The 18073-nt window shown below is 55.2% G+C and carries 14 protein-coding genes; 9 read left to right on the forward strand and 5 right to left on the reverse strand.

The features are described from left to right. The first annotated feature begins 44 nt into the window (after positions 1-44). Positions 45-1223, forward strand: a complete 1179-nt coding sequence (gene choV, locus AC2IBB_RS05350) for a choline ABC transporter ATP-binding protein (protein WP_486331870.1) — start codon at positions 45-47, stop codon at positions 1221-1223. Between the two features lie 154 nt (positions 1224-1377). Continuing rightward, positions 1378-1767 (forward strand): DUF2721 domain-containing protein, encoded by a 390-nt coding sequence (locus tag AC2IBB_RS05355; protein ID WP_486331871.1) that lies wholly within the window; start codon positions 1378-1380, stop codon positions 1765-1767. 65 nt (positions 1768-1832) lie between these two features. On the opposite strand, the gene AC2IBB_RS05360 is transcribed toward AC2IBB_RS05355, so the two are convergent. Both AC2IBB_RS05360 and ltaE read right to left on the reverse strand, forming a co-directional pair. Continuing rightward, positions 1833-2582, reverse strand: coding sequence for a DUF975 family protein (locus AC2IBB_RS05360; protein WP_486331872.1), 750 nt, complete (start codon positions 2580-2582; stop codon positions 1833-1835). A 219-nt stretch (positions 2583-2801) separates the two neighbouring features. Next, a complete protein-coding gene (ltaE, locus tag AC2IBB_RS05365) occupies positions 2802-3809 on the reverse strand; it encodes a low-specificity L-threonine aldolase (RefSeq protein ID WP_486331873.1) in 1008 nt (335 codons plus the stop codon). 317 nt (positions 3810-4126) lie between these two features. Between ltaE and AC2IBB_RS05370 the strand changes: the two genes are divergently transcribed. The 4 genes from AC2IBB_RS05370 (at position 4127) to AC2IBB_RS05385 (ending at position 10642) form a co-directional block, all read left to right on the forward strand. Beyond that, on the forward strand, positions 4127-5914 hold the full coding sequence (locus tag AC2IBB_RS05370) for a HAMP domain-containing protein (protein WP_486331874.1): 1788 nt from the start codon (positions 4127-4129) through the stop codon (positions 5912-5914). 204 nt (positions 5915-6118) lie between these two features. Next, complete coding sequence (locus tag AC2IBB_RS05375; RefSeq protein ID WP_486331875.1) at positions 6119-6727, forward strand: hypothetical protein; 609 nt, start codon at positions 6119-6121, stop codon at positions 6725-6727. Continuing rightward, the gene (locus AC2IBB_RS05380) at positions 6717-9221 is read left to right on the forward strand and encodes an ATP-binding protein (RefSeq protein WP_486331876.1); all 2505 of its coding nucleotides are present in this window, start codon (positions 6717-6719) and stop codon (positions 9219-9221) included. The genes AC2IBB_RS05375 and AC2IBB_RS05380 overlap by 11 nt, the downstream gene beginning before the upstream one ends. An 11-nt stretch (positions 9222-9232) precedes the next feature. Further along, the gene (locus AC2IBB_RS05385) at positions 9233-10642 is read left to right on the forward strand and encodes a response regulator (RefSeq protein WP_011394829.1); all 1410 of its coding nucleotides are present in this window, start codon (positions 9233-9235) and stop codon (positions 10640-10642) included. Positions 10643-10696: 54 nt separating this feature from the next. Here the strand turns inward: AC2IBB_RS05385 and AC2IBB_RS05390 are convergent, their stop codons facing one another. Beyond that, positions 10697-10975 (reverse strand): YceK/YidQ family lipoprotein, encoded by a 279-nt coding sequence (locus AC2IBB_RS05390; RefSeq protein ID WP_486333925.1) that lies wholly within the window; start codon positions 10973-10975, stop codon positions 10697-10699. Between the two features lie 112 nt (positions 10976-11087). Between AC2IBB_RS05390 and AC2IBB_RS05395 the strand changes: the two genes are divergently transcribed. From AC2IBB_RS05395 to AC2IBB_RS05405, 3 genes are read left to right on the forward strand one after another with little or no spacing between them, the layout of a single operon-like run. Further along, positions 11088-12173: a DUF2157 domain-containing protein gene (locus AC2IBB_RS05395; RefSeq protein ID WP_486331877.1), complete on the forward strand. Its 1086-nt coding sequence runs from the start codon at positions 11088-11090 to the stop codon at positions 12171-12173. Beyond that, positions 12166-13263, forward strand: coding sequence for a DUF4401 domain-containing protein (locus AC2IBB_RS05400; protein WP_486331878.1), 1098 nt, complete (start codon positions 12166-12168; stop codon positions 13261-13263). The genes AC2IBB_RS05395 and AC2IBB_RS05400 overlap by 8 nt, the downstream gene beginning before the upstream one ends. Then, the gene (locus AC2IBB_RS05405) at positions 13260-13787 is read left to right on the forward strand and encodes a GDYXXLXY domain-containing protein (RefSeq protein WP_486331879.1); all 528 of its coding nucleotides are present in this window, start codon (positions 13260-13262) and stop codon (positions 13785-13787) included. The genes AC2IBB_RS05400 and AC2IBB_RS05405 overlap by 4 nt, the downstream gene beginning before the upstream one ends. A gap of 1 nt (position 13788) precedes the next feature. Here AC2IBB_RS05405 and AC2IBB_RS05410 read toward each other — a convergent pair whose 3' ends face one another. Both AC2IBB_RS05410 and AC2IBB_RS05415 read right to left on the reverse strand, forming a co-directional pair. Further along, positions 13789-15090 (reverse strand): MFS transporter, encoded by a 1302-nt coding sequence (locus AC2IBB_RS05410; RefSeq protein ID WP_486331880.1) that lies wholly within the window; start codon positions 15088-15090, stop codon positions 13789-13791. Positions 15091-15397: 307 nt separating this feature from the next. Then, a complete protein-coding gene (locus tag AC2IBB_RS05415; protein ID WP_486331881.1) occupies positions 15398-17677 on the reverse strand; it encodes an Ig-like domain-containing protein in 2280 nt (759 codons plus the stop codon). Positions 17678-18073 lie beyond the last annotated feature (396 nt).

Raw genomic sequence — 18073 nt, forward strand, 5'->3', positions numbered from 1 at the left:
CGCAAAGCGCTTGGTCTCTGCTGAAAAAGTAGTGGGCAATTGCCATGATTGAGTTTAAAAACGTAGACGTGGTGTTCGGCGACCAGCCGCAGCAGGCTTTGGACCTGCTGGATGAAGGGCAGGACAGGGAAGCGATCCTTGACCGCACCGGACACACTGTCGCTGTCAACAACGCCAGCCTGAGAGTCGAAAAGGGCGAAATCTGCGTGCTGATGGGGCTATCCGGTTCCGGCAAATCCAGCCTGTTGCGCACAGCGAATGGCTTGAATGAAGTGAGCCGGGGGCAGGTGCTGATCACCACGGAAGAGGGAGAACAAGACTTCTTCGCGCTGCCAATGGAGCAACAACGCAAGCTGCGCCTGGAGCGCATCACCATGGTGTTTCAGAAGTTTGCGCTGATGCCTTGGCTGACCGTGGGCGAGAATGTCGCGTTTGGCCTGGAAATGAAGGGAATGAGCCGCTCCCAAGTGAAAAAGCGCGTGGACGAGCAGCTGGAGCTGGTAGGATTGGCGCAATGGCGCGACACCAAACCCGGCGAACTGTCTGGTGGGATGCAACAGCGCGTTGGTCTGGCGCGGGCGCTGGCGATGGAATCGGACATTATTCTGATGGATGAGCCGTTTTCCGCGTTGGACCCGCTGATTCGAAATCAGTTGCAGGATGAGCTGTTGCGCCTGCAGGAAAAGCTGAATAAGACGGTGGTTTTTGTCAGTCACGATCTGGACGAGGCGCTGAAGCTCGGCAGCCATATCGCCATTATGAAAGATGGTTGCATCGTGCAGCACGATACGCCGGAGAACATTGTGCTGAACCCCGCCAATGAGTATGTGCGCAGCTTTGTTTCGCACACCAATCCGGTCAATGTATTGCTGGCGCAATCACTGATGCGTCCGCTGACCAAAGAGGAAAAGGCGGCGGACGAAATCTGCGTCAGCAAGCGCTACGATTACTGGCTGAAAACGGCGGACAACCTGGAGGAAAGCCAGGTCCGATACGCGGACGCAGTGTTTCCTGTGCAGCGCTGGAGCGAGGGCCAGGAAGTGGAAAGCCTGCAAAAACTACCAACGATTATTCCGGCGGAAACGCTCATGCGGGACGTGGTGGCGATACGCCATTACACCGGCCATGCCATATTGGTGGGTGGTGAAAAAGAAATATCCGGCGTCATCAACGACCAGAACATCTACCACGCCCTCCTGGGCCGTCACCTCGACGACAACTGATCTCAACGGCTCGCAGAATGCGAGCCATTTTCTTTTCCATTACCTACTTTAATCCGTCCTTCTAAGCATGACGTCATACGTCTGGCGTGTGATGTTGCTTTGTGATTTGATGGATAATCCAGCTGTTAACTCAAGGTCTCTGTTGCGCTTTACTATGCTGAACATCTCTACGCCTGCACTACTGTTTCCCGCCATATCCTTGCTATTGTTGGCCTACACCAATCGATTCTTGGTGATCGCTCAGTTGATACGTTCTTTGTACAAGCAATTAAATGAGACGAAGGAGCGTCATATGAAGCAGCAGATTCTGCATTTACGAAAGCGGATTCATCTGATTCGCTGGATGCAGTCCCTGGGAGTCATGGCTTTTATTTCCTGTACGCTCTCCATGGGCAGTTTGATTCTGGAGCTGGAGTACGTTGGGGAAGGGTTGCTGGGAGTAAGCTTGTTTCTGTTATTGGGTTCTCTTGTGATCTGTCTGGTGGAGATACATATCTCTGGCGCCGCGCTAAGTATTCAGTTGAATAATCTGGAAGACCTTTGACCTACATCAGGCCGTAAAAAAGCCAGCGTTGCGCTGGCTTTTTCGTATAGAGAGTTATGCGGCGTTTAGCTCGCCATAGTGTGTTCTTCAATGCCGAAGATATTCCGGTACAGGGCGCCGTAGCAGATCATGGTCATGGGGATTGTCCAGATCAGGCCGATGCCCAGCGGGATCATCGCCACGAAGTTGATCAGGCCCAGCAGCAGGAACAAACCAAAAACAGCAAACCAGCGTTTGGTGATAGCTTTGCGTGAGGCTTCCAGAGCCTGCCAGGGCGACAGATCCTTTTCCGCGATTAATGGCAGCGCCAGATAATAGCTGACAGCCAAATAGAGGCCAGGAATGATCAACAGCACAAACCCAAGTGCGATCAGCAGATACATCAAAATCATACCAATAAGAAGCGGGACGACTTTGCTGAAGTAGTTGAAGATTTCTCCTACATTTATAGGCGCGTCAACTGAACGCTTTAAGCCCAGCATAAACATGCCCATCGCTAGAGGGAGCGTGATCGCAGAAATGACCACCTGATTTACTAATCCCAGAATGATGGCGATTACTGCGTTGTCAGGGGTGACAATGCCGAAGATGATGCTGGTGACGATGGAAACGCCGAACATGACAGCGATGTAGACTATCCCCGCGAGGATGAGGGTCATTTTCGCCCCACTGGTGCGCTCCCACGCCTCGCTGATCAGATCGCCCACCCTAAAGTGGTAGTTGCCGTTAACGCCGTCTTCCAGCGAGCCCCACCTGCGGTCTCCACTACGCTCCGGAGTGAGGTTGGATTGCGGAGTAGAATAAACGTCGCTCATAGTTAATCCTTAATGCCCGTTGCTTTATTAAAAATAATTAACAGACAAAATATAGCATATTATTCCTAACAGGTAGTCAGACTGGAAAATTTATTTTTTACAAAGAGTTACGCAGTTCGCGATAGAGAGCGGAAAGTTGCTCAAAAAGAGAACTATTTGTAGTGTTGCTGGGCAGGGCGAAAGTATCGGGGCCATCAATCAGGCCCCAATATGCAGAGCTTATTTTTTAAACGCCATCACCGCTTGGGCCAGTCGATCAATGTCATCCCGTGAAATATCGAGATGAGTAACGAACCTGATTGTCGATGAAGGTGAAATTAGAATGTTTTGTGACTTCAGATGCTGCGTCAGAGCGTTGAGGTCATCTCCTCGATAAGTCGCGAACGCCATATTGGTCTGAACCAGACTCATATCTACATCGAACAAATTGGTATCCGCCAGACATTGCGCCAGATAGGCGGCGTTATCATGATCCTCCTGCAGGCGTTCAACTCCTGACTGCAACGCTATGACGCCCGCGGCGGCCAGCACACCGGCTTGGCGCATGCCGCCGCCACAGACTTTTCGCCAGCGCCGTGCGGTGTCGATAAAGGCTTTGTCGCCGCATAGCAGGGAGCCGACAGGCGCGCCGAGACCTTTTGACAGGCAAATTGAGATCGAGTCGAAGTATTGCGTGACCTCTTTAGGGTCAATGCCCTGCTTGACGGTTGCGTTAAACAGGCGGGCCCCATCCAAGTGCGTGGCGAGTCCTCGGCGATGGGCAAGCTCTGTTGCGTTTCTGATGTAATCCTGGGGGATCACCTTGCCGCCCAGTGTGTTCTCCAGACTAAGCAGGCGGGTGCGGGCGAAATGAAAGTCGTCAGGCTTGATAGCGGCCTCAATTTTCGCCAGGGAAATCGTCCCATCCGCCTCATGTTCAATAGGTTGAGGCTGTATGCCGCCCAGCACCGCTGCGCCGCCGCCTTCATATTTGTAAGTGTGCGCTTGCTGTCCCACAAGATATTCATCGCCACGCTGGCAGTGGCTGAGTAACGCCAGCAGGTTGGTCTGGGTGCCGCTGCAGGCGAACAAGGCGGCTTCATAGCCTAGCATCTCGGCCGCTATGTCCTGCAGGCGGTTGACTGTTGGATCATCGCCGTAGACATCGTCGCCGACTTCTGCGGCAGCCATGGCGGCCCTCATTGGCTGACTGGGACGAGTTACTGTGTCGCTGCGAAAATCAATCATAATTGGATCCCAATGCGATAGAATGTTCTGTTTTCGTCGGGCCGCCCCAAAAATTGACGCCGGCTATCCTGTCCGAGAGGACAGGAACAAGTTGTCAAGCCAATGCTAATTTGGTAATTCTGAGCGCCCCTGACCTTTTTTAAAGGACTAGACCAGAGCGAATATTACGGATTAATCGCGAAATTGCGGAGCCTGGCCCTCCCAATTGTGTTAAAGTTACGTGTTACTACGTATGCCTCTGCAGTCGACAGTTTATATGGCTACATAAACTGTATTGAGGGTAGTAAGGATTAACACGCCCAGATTCGGACGACAATGTGTTTCGAACTAAAAGACGTAGAGCCAAGCACTCGATCCAGTTTCATTTGGCGATGGCCTTTATCGCGCTGTTACTGACATTCGGCGCGGTATTAGGGTGGTTCCACCACCAGAAGATGTCGGACATATTCATTACGTCTACACATCACCTGTTTGATAGAGTGGCCACGGACGTCAGCGGCGCCTTTTACGCCGGCTATTCCCCCGTCTCCGCCACCGTCAAACTGCTTTCTCTGTCTCCTCTGGTGCAGGAAACCGATCTTGACGGGCGTTTGCAGCACCTGCCCAGCCTGGTGGCCGTTTTACGGGCGCAACCGCAAGTCGCCGCGCTGTCTGTGGGATATGCGGACTCAGAATATTTCATCATCCGCAACCTCAACTCTGAATATCTTCTGAAACGTTTTGATGCGCCTCTCGGCGCGCATTATGTGGTGGATAATATTGAACGCAGCGATGGCGCGAACGCCTTTATGCGTTTCTACTACGATGAAGCGCTGAACCAAGTTGGCGAGAAAGATCTCGGCTACACCAATTATGACCCGACTGTACGCCCCTGGTATCGGTTGGCGGCCTATACGCGCGACGTCACTACTACGCAACCTTATCTGTATTACTTCATTGGCAAGGTTGGCGTTACTGCCGTAAAGCAGGACTCCGCCAGCGGGGCGGTGTTCGCGGCGGACATTACGTTGGAGTCGCTGTCGCAGACACTGCAGGAAAACCGAGTAAGCCCTTCTTCGCAAATGCTGATCTATACCCATGACGGCAGCGTAATCGGTAGTTTGGACCCCGCCACGATTGTGGTGGACAACGATCCGGAGAAACTTCGCATCTTGCAACTGGCGGACCTGAAAAGCCCGGAGATTCGCGACTTCATCATGCGGCGGAAGGAATCCGCCAGCTCTGACTTTTTCTTTGACTCCCATGGCGAGCGCTGGCTGGGAGTTACCCGCCCCGTTAACCTGGTGGGCTTTACCGCTAACCTGATGATCCTGGCGCCCGAATCCGAGTTGTTGGCGGAAGCTTATGAAATCACCAACCAGTCTGGCGTTATCACTCTGGTTATCGTGATTCTGGCCTTACCATTCGCCCTGTTTTTCGCCAATCAGATTGCGCGCCCTTTGAAAAACCTGGCGGAAGAGACCCGCCGTATTCAGCGGCTGGACTTTGTCTCGCCATTGACGGTGAAGTCCTCAATCAGCGATATCGACTCTTTGGCGTCCGCCATTGAGTTGATGAAAAACACCATCAGCCGCTTCACTGGTTTGACCAGAACCTTGGCGGAAGAGCGGGACTTTGAGCGCTTGCTGCACGAAGTATCCCTGAACGCGATGCATATGAGCCAGGCGGAGGGTTCTTTGGTCTATCTCATCGACCCGGAAGAAGAGCATCTGTGGCCTGCGTGCTTTCAGACCAGGCATGGCGCCAAGACCCATCACGCAATGCCGTCGTTGTGTATGTCTGATCAAAACATCGCCTTTGTGCAGGCGACGTATCAGGATGATCTGAGCGTTATCGCCGTCACCTACGATTCCGCCGCCCGTTGCGGCACTCATGAGAGTCTCCTGAATCACGTCGGCAGCGAGCGGCTTAGTGCGGTAGCGATGCCCCTTAAAAATCGCCAGGGACGACGCATTGGTCTCTTATGTTTGCTGTTTCAGCCGGATGAAGAAAGTGGCATGACCGCCCCGGAAGAGCGGCTGGCTTTCGTGCGGGCGTTGGCTGGCCTGTGCGCTCTTTCCATCGACAGCGGATACCGCGCTAGTCCCCGCAAGCAGGCGGTCTGAAGCCGGGCGGCCCGTACTGTGGGCTATGCCATCTCTCAACTTGATTTATAATTCGATTCGTGGAAAGGTTGTGCCCACTCATGCGGATCAAATTAGCGAACAAATAATGCCGAAACGTCAACAGCCTCTTGGCGTCCGAACTGGCGACGAAGTCATCGCGCGAATGCGTCGCCGCAAGACCGGTTCAGGGTTCGATAACCCTTTATGCTGATTCACTCTCTTTCTGATTCGCATAATTTCAAGCGACTTCTATTCTTGTTTCTGGTGCTTGTCAGCTGCGGCTGGTGGGAAACGGCGCACGCGGACAACATGGAAGAGCGCCGTATCCGCGCCGGCCTGAAATTATTCCGGGCCTTATTGGCGGCGGATCAGGATATTGAAACCAAGAAGACCCACGACGATTATTTGAAAATAGTGCTTGTTTACGCCAATAACAGCGCCAAGGCGGAGTTTTACGGCCGCGAGCTGCTGGAATTGGGCGAAGGCGAGCAGCAGGCGCGGGTGAGAGGGTTTCCTATTCGGGTTGAGATTTCTAACGACTTTGCGTTGAGCAAATATCAGACAGCGCCTCCGGCAGGCGTTTTCGTCATCGAAAAGCTTTTTGACGACGAATTGAAACCGTTGATCGACTTTGGCGTCGACAAGCAGGTGGTGCTCTATTCTCCGTTTGCAGGCGATGTGGCTAAAGGCGTGTTGGGCGGTCTCGCGGTAGAGGCGCACATCAAACCTTACATCAATCTGCAGACGCTGGCGGACTCGCAGATTCGCATTAAAGCGTTTTTTCTGAAGGTGGCGAAAACTTATGGCCCGTGACATCCGTGCAGAGCGATCCCGTGTGCCTATCGCCGCCACGCTTGCATTTTCACTACTCGCGCTGGCGCTGGAAGGCGTTCTCGCGGTTTATTGGTTTCTCGGGCTGGAGCCCCGTCTAAGCGAAGAAGCGCAGGCGAACGCCCAGATACTGGCCTACTCGCAGGGGGTGGCGCTGGCGGATGTGTTGACGGAGCATCCCGGGCAACCCGTGGACCGGGAGCGGGTGGAACGCGTCATTGATCAGGTGTTGTTGTTGACTGACCCGGTGTCGGAGACCCCTTTTTTTCAAAGCGTGACACTGGAGCTGGATTACACGGTGTTGAACGCGCCTTCGGGGATTCTCAATCGCACCTGGGGCGTGCGCAACTGTATGGGGTGTTACGCCGCGCAGATTGAACTGTATTCCCGGGTGACCGATGAACTTCTGGGAATCGCCCGGTTTGAGGTCAGTCATCTGTTTTTCAGCAAACTCAAGCGCAACATGCAGCATGCGTTTTTGATGGACGCGCTGCTGACGCTATGTCTCTTGCTGATCGCCTGGGTGGCGATCAATATCCTGATACGAAAACTGCGTGGTGAAATCGATGCGCGCAAGCAGACGGAAAAAGAGCTGATCCTGGCCAAGGAACAGGCTGAAACCGCCAGTGAAGCCAAGAGCTTCTTCGTCGCCAACGTCAGCCATGAGATTCGCACGCCCATGAATGCGATATTGGGCATGTGTTACCTGATGCAGCGTACTGACCTGGACGCCAGGCAAACGGATTTTCTCAACCGTATCAACGTCGCCGCCAAGTCCCTGCTGGCGCTGATTAACGACATTCTCGATTTCTCCAAGATTGAAGCGGGCAAACTCAAGATAGAAAACCGGCCTTTTAGTCTCGACGGCGTATTGCAACAGTTGGCGCAAATGGAGGCGGCGAAGGCGGCGGAGAAACAGTTGGAGCTGATCTTCTCCGTATCCCAGGATGTGCCGCAACGTTTGAAAGGCGACCCGGACCGACTGGGGCAGATCCTGCTCAATCTGGTGAATAACGCTATTAAATTTACGGAGCGCGGTAAGATTGTCGTGACGGTGCGGCTGTATAAGAAAGAAGCTGGCGATGACGGCCCCGTGATGCTGCGTTTTTCTATCCGTGACACTGGCGTAGGCATTGCGCCGAAAAACCTGTCGCGTCTGTTCGCGGCATTTAGCCAGGTGGATAGCCGTCTGAGCCGACGTTATGAAGGCACTGGACTGGGGCTTGCTATCTGTAAGCAACTGGTGCAATTGATGGGGGGGAAGATCTGGGCCAAGAGCACTCCTGGCAAAGGCAGCACCTTTGTGTTCACCGCAGGCTTTCAGGTGGATACTGACGAGGCGCCGCCTGCGCAGGAAGTGAAAGAAGTCGGCCCAGTGGCGCGTCCGCGGGTGTCGGGCAAAGTGTTGGTGGTGGAGGATAACCCTGGTAACCAGGAGGTAGCCCGCCATCTGCTGGGAGATCTGGGCTTGCGCGTGGACATCTGCAACAACGGTCTGCAGGCTATTAACCGTATCAAAGACGCCCTGTACCGGAAAGAAGGGCTCTGGGATCTGATATTCATGGATATTCAGATGCCGGAAATGGATGGCTTGCAGGCGACGCAATTGTTGCGCAAACTGCCGGGTCTGGATAAAACGCCGGTCATTGCGATGACGGCGATGGCGATCGCCGGTGATAAAGAGCGTTGCCTTAAGGCGGGTATGAATGATTATATTACCAAGCCTATCGACGTGAACCAGTTGTATCGGACGTTAAAGGAGTGGATGCAGGAAGCGCCTCCGGCGAAACGCATCGAGCCGTCAGAGTCATCCGTGGACAAGCCGGCCCGCAAGATTACGGAGAACTCCATCGAACTGGACCTGCCGGGGATCGACTGGCAGCAGGCGCAAGCGCGCTTCCTGGGTAATATATCGCTGCTGTTGCATCTGGTCGTGGATTTTATTGAAAACAATTCTCACGCCTGCGCCCGTTTGCAGGACATGCTGGACCAAGGCGATGAGCAGGGGGCGGAACATTTGGCCCATAGCCTGAAAGGCGAAGCCGGTAATCTCGGCGCCGAGGGTGTGTATCAAGCCGCTATGACTCTGGAAAAGGAGATACGCCTGGGGCAGGTGAGAAACGAGTCCCTGGTGGTGCTGGCGGACGCATTGGACGAAATGTCCGGCTCGGCGCGTCAGGCGGAGCTGCTGTTGCTGGAACTGGAAAGCAACGGCGAACCCGAGCCGCAGCCTCAGAACGAGGATGGGCCCTTAGCTCGGGGGGCATTGCTGGAAATACTGGATGAGCTGGAAAAACTTATTTCCAGCAATAACTTACGCGCCAGGGACGTCGCTAAAGAAGTCAACGCATACGTATTAAGTGACGCCGCAAAGAGAGAAAATCAGGATTTGCTATTAAACTTACAGAAGTTGAACTTTAAAGAGGCGCTGGAAGCGTTAAGACGTTTGCGAACCCTGATACGAACAGACGATTAGAGCGACGACCTATGGCTAAGCAACAACCGGCCGGGCGTATTTTGGTGGTGGATGATCAGGCCACCAATATTGAGCTTCTGCATAACATCTTCAAAGAAGTGCACGAAGTGGAGTTCGCCATGACTGGCGAAGAGGCGCTGGAAATGGCGATCCGGGACTTACCGGACATTATTTTGCTAGATATCCAGTTGCCCGGCATGGATGGCTTTGAAGTATGCCGCAGGCTTAAGAGCAACGCGAATACCCGGCATATTCCCGTCATTTTTCTAACTGCGAAAAATGATGTGGACGACATGGTCAACGGCTACAAACAAGGCGCCGTGGACTATGTCATTAAACCGTTCAATTGGTTCGAACTCATCGCCAAGGTCAACACTCAGTTGGTGTTGCGGGAAATGAAGTCGGAACTGCGCAACGCCCAGGAGCGGGAAGAGTTATTCCTGCGCCAGATTCAGTTGTCGTTGGAAGAAACCGAGCTGACCCTGGGAGGCGGTAGACCGCAAACCAAGCAACGCGTATTGATCGTGGACGACTCCGTCAGCAATATCGAAACCCTGGCGAGCATGCTGGGGGACGAGTATGAGCTGTTCTTTGCGGTTAATGGCGAACAGGCCAAGCAGATCGCCCGTGAGGCGCATCCGCACTTGATCATGCTGGATGTAGTGTTGCCGGACACGGACGGCTATCAGGTCTGCAAACAGCTAAAGCGTGAGCCGGAAACCCGCGATATTCCCATTGTCTTCGTCACTTCACGGGACTCAGCAGAGGACGAGACGCGGGGCCTGGAGGCCGGCGCTATTGATTACATTATCAAACCCTACAGCCACTCTATCGTCAAAGCGCGAACGCGTAACTTGCTGGAGCTGGTGCGCAATCGGGACTTGCTGAAGAAACTGACATTGACCGACGCCCTCACCGGCGTGCCAAACCGGCGTAATTTCCAGGAAGTCTATCGACGTGAATGGTTCCGCGCCTGCCGGGCTCGAGAGCCGTTATCACTGATTATGATCGATATTGATAACTTCAAGCGATTCAATGACTTCTATGGTCACCCTGCCGGCGACGCCTGTTTGCAGAAAGTGGCCAAAATGATTTATCAAGTGCGCAAGCGCAATACGGATTTTGTCGCTCGCCTGGGGGGAGAGGAGTTCGTTGTCATTCTGCCGGACACGGACGCAGAAGGCGGGCAGCGCTTCGCTGACGCCATGTTGAACGCCGTGCGCAAACTGGCGATCGCTCATGAGCATAACGATGGCAAGAAGATCGTCACCATCAGCGCGGGGCTGGTGACTTGCTATCCTGGTCCTCACATCAGTCGTGAAAACCTGCTGTCCACCGCCGATGAATGCCTGTATCAGGCCAAGAAGGAAGGCCGTAACCGGGTTTGCAGCCGTATGGAGCCGTCGGACGACCCGGCGTAAGCTCCACGGCTTGCACAGCCAGCCAACTCACTATCCATTGGGTTTGCGCCCCGATCACTGGATGCGGATATTGCCCAGCTTGGACTGCTTGTAAATGGTGTAGGGCAGGGACAAGGTATCAAGCACGCCCGATACGACGATATCCACTACCAGCATGTGCGCCTCTCCATCCGTGGTCTGCCAGGTGTGGATGGGAGCGGGCGCGCCATGCAGGCGACAGAAGTCATAAGCAACGCCGCTATAAACTCGGGGAATGGACTCGCAATGGGCGCCGATTTCGTTGAGGCCGCGCGCGGCGATGTCGATTAGGGAAAACTCTAGCCAAAAGATCAGCCTTTTGGCGTGAACTTCATCAACATTGTCAACCGGACTTGATTATAGAAAAGTATTCTAATAAGCGAGTCTGGGATAGACTACCGGCTAATGACCCTATGAAAATCCGCCTATGCAGACGAACCAGAATTTACCCCCTTCAACGGCAAAAGAAGCAGCCGAACTGCCTATCTCCCGCGCCTTGATCTTCTCTCTCGCCAAGGAACTGCTGTGGGATCAGGCGACGCTTGAGCGAGCGCTGAGTCATGCCGGCTATCAGCCCTCGCGTCAGGATTGGCTGGTCAGATGCCGCCTGTTTTTTATGCTGTGCGGCGCGGCGTTGATATTGGCCGGAGTCGCGGCGTTTTTTGCCTTCAATTGGCAGGACCTGCATAAGTTCGCTAAATTCGCTTTAATCCAGGCGGGTGTCGCGGTGGGGACTTTGGGCGCTTGGCGTAAAGGACTGGATAGCCTCGTCGGGCGTTGCTGCCTGTTCGCCGCTGCGTTTTTAGCCGGTGTCCATTTGGCGGTGTACGGACAGATATATCAGACCGGCGCAGACCCCTATGGACTGTTTATCGCCTGGGGCGTTCTGGCGGCGGCCTGGGTTGTCATTGGTCGGCAGCCAGGTTTATGGATGCTGGCGGCAGTGTTGGCCAACTTGTCCCTGATACTGTATTGGACGCAGATGCTCTATCCCCACGCAAGCTGGAGCGAAGACATCGGCGGCCCACTGCTGATGCTCGGGCAGATGGTGTGGGACCAGGGCCTGGCGTTATCGCTGTTATGTCTAAATGGCCTGATTTTGGTTGCATGGGAACACTGCGCCGAGCGGGGCGTAACCTGGATGCGGGGGCGCTGGTTTCCCCGCGTTATCGCTACCGGCGTATTAGCGTTAATGGCTTGCGCCAGCTTGTCTGTCATATTTGACGGCTGGGAGCGTGGACAACGCTTAGTTCAACTGACGCCTGTCGGGTTTATCCTGGTGGTCGGCGCCTGCCTCTGGTTTTATCAACGACGCAGGCCTGACTTACTGATTCTTGCGGAGTGCGCTCTTGCTATCATCTTGGTATTGAACTCCCTGATTGCAAGGCTTTGGGCGGATTCTTTCGAGTTTGCGTTGTTTATGGCGTTGCTGGTGATCGGGCAAACCGCCTTCGCTGCGCTTTGGTTGCGTGAACTGGCGCGTAAGATTCGCAGGGGGGCTCCAAATGCGTAGTGATACATTGACGCTGGCGCAGCTGTTGGAGCGCATGCGGGCGGATAACTCCGCTATTACGGCGGCGTCTGAATTACCCGCGCCGCTGCAGCAACGGCTGTTACAGTTTGAAGAGCAACCCTGGTTCATCAAGGCGCTGGTGGGCTTCGGCGCATGGCTGGGCAGCTGGTTGTTTATCGCCTTCGCGTTAGGGGTTAGCCTGATGGCGTCCGACGGGGGATATATTGTCCTGGGAATACTGTTCATTGGCGGCGCAGCTGTTTTGAGCCGTGTAGTGGATCATTTGTTCGTTAACCAGGTCGCGCTGGCGACCAGCATGGCTGGCCAATTGATGCTGGGCTTTGGCCTGGAAGAAATGGATCTGGTTAACGACGTGGATGGCGTACTGGCGACGTTAGCCTTGCTTAATCTGGTTTTGATTCCTGTGTTCGCCGATCGCGCCCATCGCTTTCTGTCCGTTCTCTTTATCTGCATCGCAGCAGCCATATTGTTATATATCCACAAGCAACAGGCTCTGATACCCCTCGCACCCCCCCTGTTGGCGGCGGGTTTCGCCTGGTTGACTCTGAATGACTCTCAAAACGGGTTACGCCGATACGAGTCCCTGACGTCGCCTCTTGCGGCGGGGATGATTGTCGCGGCGTTGGGATGGTCGTTGTTGTCGACGGTCTATGTACTGCCTGACTTAATGGACGACTTTGTGTTCTATCCCAATCCCTGGATTTCCACCCTGGGAATAGCGGCGGTTTTAGTCTGGTCGCTTTGGCGGGCGCTGTTTCCTGTCTTCGGCGAGGACAAACGCGCGCCGGCGATCCTTGTCGCGACTGCGCTGATTGCTGCAGTAACGGCGCATAATGCGCCAGGGTTAATGGTTGCGGCTTTGGCGCTGGTAGTGGGCGTAGCGCAACGCAGGACTTTTTATATCGGGGCAGGCGTGGTGTTCTTGTCTGTGTTCCTGGCGGCCTACTTCTACGGAATCGAAATCAGCCTGCTGGCGAAGTCTGTCAGCCTTGTCGCCACTGGCGCTGTATTGATTGGCGTATGCATGCTGCTTGATCGTATTGGCGTCGACGGGGAGGCCACGTCATGACCGAGGCTTTTCGCAAACGTATTCTATGGGGCGGTCTGGTGCTGGTTTTACTGGTATGCAACGGGCTGATCATCGCCAAGGAGAGGCTGCTCGCAAGCGGCGAAACGGTGCTGTTGGAATTGGCGCCTCGCGATCCCCGCTCAATTATGCAGGGAGACTATATGCGCCTGCGCTATTCGCTGGCGGGGGATATCCACAATGCGTTGGGGGCTAAGGAAGCCGTGGAGACGGCGGACGGATACCTGATCGCAACGCTGGATGAAGATAAGGTCGCCCGTTTCCAACGCCTGGCGCAATCGGGGGACGAGGCGGGGGCATCTGAAGTGGCGATGCTGTATCGGATCAGAGGAGGGCGGATCAAAATTGCCTCGGACGCATTTTTCTTTCAGGAAGGGTTGGGCGAATTTTACGAAGCCGCCCGCTATGGGGAAGTTAAAGTGAGCGCTGGCGGAAACGTATTGCTGGTTGGGCTGCGGGATCGCGAGAAGCGCCCCATGCAGCCTGCTTCAATAGAAGCGGAGTAAGTTACGCCGCTTTCTCTTCGCCGTCGGATTCCTCGTTCAGTTCATCTTCGTGATCCGAACGCGGGTCGAACTCCGCCATAACAGGCGTGTTCGGGGTGGTCAGGGCATAAGCCTGATGCTCTTCCAGCGGTACAGGAGTTCTGACTCTCCGGCGCCACAATAGGAATCCAACCAGGGCGAGAGACACCACGGCGAAGTAAGTGAATATGCCTTTGGGTCCCATGATGGCGACAAACGCCGGCTCCACCAGCGGCCCGGTCATGGCGCCGATACTGTAGGCGATCAGCAGGCCCTGATTGGCGCTGATAACCTGTTCCGGCCGCAGTTCATCGCAGGCATGGCTGAGGCTGATGGGATAAATCGAGAAAGCAACCCCGCCCAGCAGAAAAATCATCAGCGCCATCATCGCGTTGCTGCCGCCAGCGCCATAGCTCATCAGGCTCATGATGCTGCTGAGAATCGCCAAGGCCGCCGCCAACGCCGTCAGCGTCAGACGTCGGTCGTAGCGGTCTGAAGCGCGGCCAACCGGATATTGCAGCGCCATACCCCCTATGATCACCACCGCCATCAGGTTGGCGACCCAATCCAGGTCGTAGCCGGACTGGGTGAAGAACAGCGGCAACAGACCGTACACCACGCCCAATACCATTCCCGACATGAAGCTGCTCAACACGCCCGCCGGCGTGAGTCGAACCAGCTCGATCATGCTGAGTGGGTGCGGTTCGCCCATTTCCGGCATGGGTACGCGGGTCAGGGAAAGCGGCACCACAGACAGGGAGGCGGCGATAGCGGCCAGCGCGAAGGGAATCAGCGACAGAGGGTCGATGTATTTCAGCAACAACTGCCCACCCGCCAGCGAGGCGTAGAAAAGAATCATGTATACCGCCATGACCTTGCCGCGGTTCTCGGATGAGCTGGATACCAGCATCCAGGACTCGATCACTACTAACAGGCCGCCAGTGGCGAATCCGCCCAGCAGGCGCAGAAAGGCCCAGGTATAGGGTTCAACCACCAGCCCATACATGATGGCGACACTGGCCAGCATAGAGGCGTAGGCAGCGTAGGCGCGAATGTGTCCCACTCGAATGATGAGCTTGGCGTTTACGAAAGAACCGATCACCAGCCCGGCGAAGTAGGCGGTGGAAATCATACCGATGGCGAAGGTGGAAACATTTTCCGCAGACATGCGCACGGTCAGTAACGTGGTTAACAGGCCATGGCCGATAACAAAGATCAGCATGCTGAAGAGGGGAGGTATGACGCCAAGGGCGCCTGAACGGTGGGCTGACGTGGTCAGGCTCATACTGGATACGAACTCGCTTTGGTAAAACGGGTGACATGCGCATTTTTCTGGGGACTATAGTGTATGCAGTTAATTATTCAAGTGAGCGAAGGTACGTGAAGATACCTGTAACGGTTGTCATGTTCGGCTGAGGGGGGATGGTGGTGCAAATTATCTTGCTGTTTTATATGGAAATAATGCTTTTTTGAGTTTTGTGTAGAAATTGTAATCGGCGAATGCGCCGCCGATTAGACTGCTCGATATGAGTGGCGATGCGCCATGACAGAATGGATAAAAAAAGGGCGCCGAAAGGCGCCCAAGGCAGGGACTATAAACCGTTGAGGAACGGCTTATGGCTCTTCAGATATTCGTTGTTGTTGACGCGATCCCAGTTGATAGACCAGGTCATCAGACCTTTGAAGCCTGGGTAACCGTCAGGGTTCTGTAACTGATAAGATCCGCCGAAAGATTGCCCTTTCACCAGATAGTTCACGGCCTGATGCACGACAGAAGGCGAGGTGTAGCCGCTGCCGGCGGCGGAGGTGGAGGCGGGTAGGCCAATGGCCACTTTTTCCGCTGGCAGAGGTGGGAAACGGTTGCTTGCGTTGCCGCCCACGGGGAAGCCGGCCAGCAGCATTTCCGCCATGGCGACGTGGAAGTCAGCGGTGCTGACGCTGTAGCACTTGCCGTCCAGTCCCAGCATGCAGCCAGAGTTGTAGTGCTGCACATGAATGAAACTGAGTTCATTGCGCAAGGCGTGAATGACCGGTAAGTAAGCGCCCGAGCCGCCGCCATAGGCGCTGAAGCCGCCCTGAACATAGTAGGTTTCCGGCGCCATGGTCAGCATCAGGTTGCCGCCGAAGTTACTGATAATGCGTTTGCTGGCGGAAATCAGATGTGTGAGTACAGGAGACTTAGGGTTTTTGAAGTCGGTGTCGCCAGCGTCCAGAGACAAGGAACTGCCTTCCAGGTCGATATCGAAACCGTCGAAGCCGTACTCACGGATCAGCGCGGTCATACTGGCGACGAATTCTTCCTCTGCATTGGCGTCAGTTAACCTCACAATCGCTTCCGCGCCGCCGATAGAGATAATGACCTTCTGGCCGCGAGCCTGCACGGCGGCGATATCCGCTTTCATTTGCGCCGGGGTGATCTGGAACGGAGAGAACTCCATATCCGAGTGGCTGCCCAGCTTGGGCGTGGCGAAGGCGACATCAATGACATCCCAGTCCGCTGAGACATCCGGCAGTCTGACGAAGCCGGAGCCATTGTCGAAGTTGTGCCAGTAACCGACGATAACGCGATCAGACGTCTTGCCGCCGAGCACAGTCACCAGGATGGGCGTGGATGTGGCTTCGTATCCGTCTTTGTCCGTCGCAGTGACGGTAAGCTGGTATTGGCCTTCCGCCGCAGGCGTCCAGTTACTTTGATAGGGGGCGCTGGCGTCTGTGGAAATGGACGCGCCATTAACGAAGAACTCGACCTGGGCGATCGCCCCGTTGATGGAGCTGGCGCTGGCGTTAATGTTGACGCTGGCGCCAAGCGTGACTCGCGTATTGTTTTGCGGTGAAGTGATGGCGGTGGCGACGGCTTCGTCGCTGACAGTGATGGTGACGCTGTCGGAGGTGGTGGATTTGCCTCCGTCGTCTTTGGCGACGGCTGTCAGCGTGTGTTGACCGACAGGCGCGTTCAGCCAATCGTAGGCGTAAGGCGCGTTTACCGTGCTGCCCAGCAGGTTTGAACCGTCGTAGAAAGAGACTTCCGTAATCACGCCGTCGCTATCGGAGGCGCTCGCCTGCAGATTGATCGCCGTACCGGAGAGAATGATAGCGCCATCCGCGGGGTTGCTGAGGGAGATGGTTGGAGCCGCATTGCCGTCGCTGCATACGCCAAGGTCGCCCCAGGCTTGTTCCCAGTAGAGCCCTTTACCAGGTTCGTACGCCCAGGCGGCGCTGGAGGAGCACCATCCGCCCACCTTGCATTCGTAAACCCGTCCCAGGTTTTGTACCTGGTCGCCATTGACGTATGCGGTTCCTGCGCTGTATTGCGGGGCGTCGCAGTCCGAGGAGGGCGGTTGGGTATCATCATCGGAGACGTTAATGGAAATCGTTGCGGACTCCCCTTGGGCGGAACGGTCATCGGTAGCGACAACTTTCAGGGTATGCGCGCCAGCGGTGGCGGTCCAGGTGGCCGCATATGGCGCGGTAGCGTCTTGGGAGATTTGTGCGCCGTCTACGAAGAAGGCGACGTTGGATACGGAGCCGTCTGCATCGGCGGCTTCTGCGTTAATCGCGACCGTCGCTCCCACTTTGAATGACTGTCCTGCGCCAGGAGAAGTGAGTTTGGCGGTGGGGCGTTGATTGCCGCCGGCGCCGTCACAGGCGCCTTCCGCTTTCCACTCCTGCCATTGTCCGGAATGGGCTTCTGGATCTGCGCCCTGATTCCACCAGTTGGCGGTGTAGGCGTTTTGCTTATGCTGGATTGTTTTGCCGCCGACATAGACGGCGGCGGCGTCCCAGCTGCTCAGTCCTGCGCAGTCATAGGCCATTGCCGGCCCGGCTGCGATAAGCGCGGCGATAGCCGTCGCTTTAAGTCCCTGCTTAATCATTGGCGATACCTTATGTAATTGTCAGGTTTAAAAGGCCGACGCGCTCACTGCGCGCGTCGGAATCTCCCGAGGAAGCTTTACGCCGGAGGGGCTGGAGCCGAGTTCACAACTTCGACATAGCCAATGCGGTATTAGCGCGCCAGCAGCCATGACGGACGGAAGACGGCGCCTGTCATGTCGCCCCCGGTAATTCGTCGCGACGAGAGTGTTTGCTGGTGCTTGCTAAGTAACGCCTTTGTCCGTGGTCATTCAGACGGGACAAGGCGTTGAAGTGGAATCGTTTTCATTATGTGTGCGAAATACTCTAGCTTTCCTTCGAAATATTGCAAACCCCCATTTGGACTACATCTGTTGATTTGGGAGATAACTGAAACGCCTGATAACGATGCTTTGGCG

Source organism: Hahella sp. NS-SX17 (assembly GCF_057367735.1).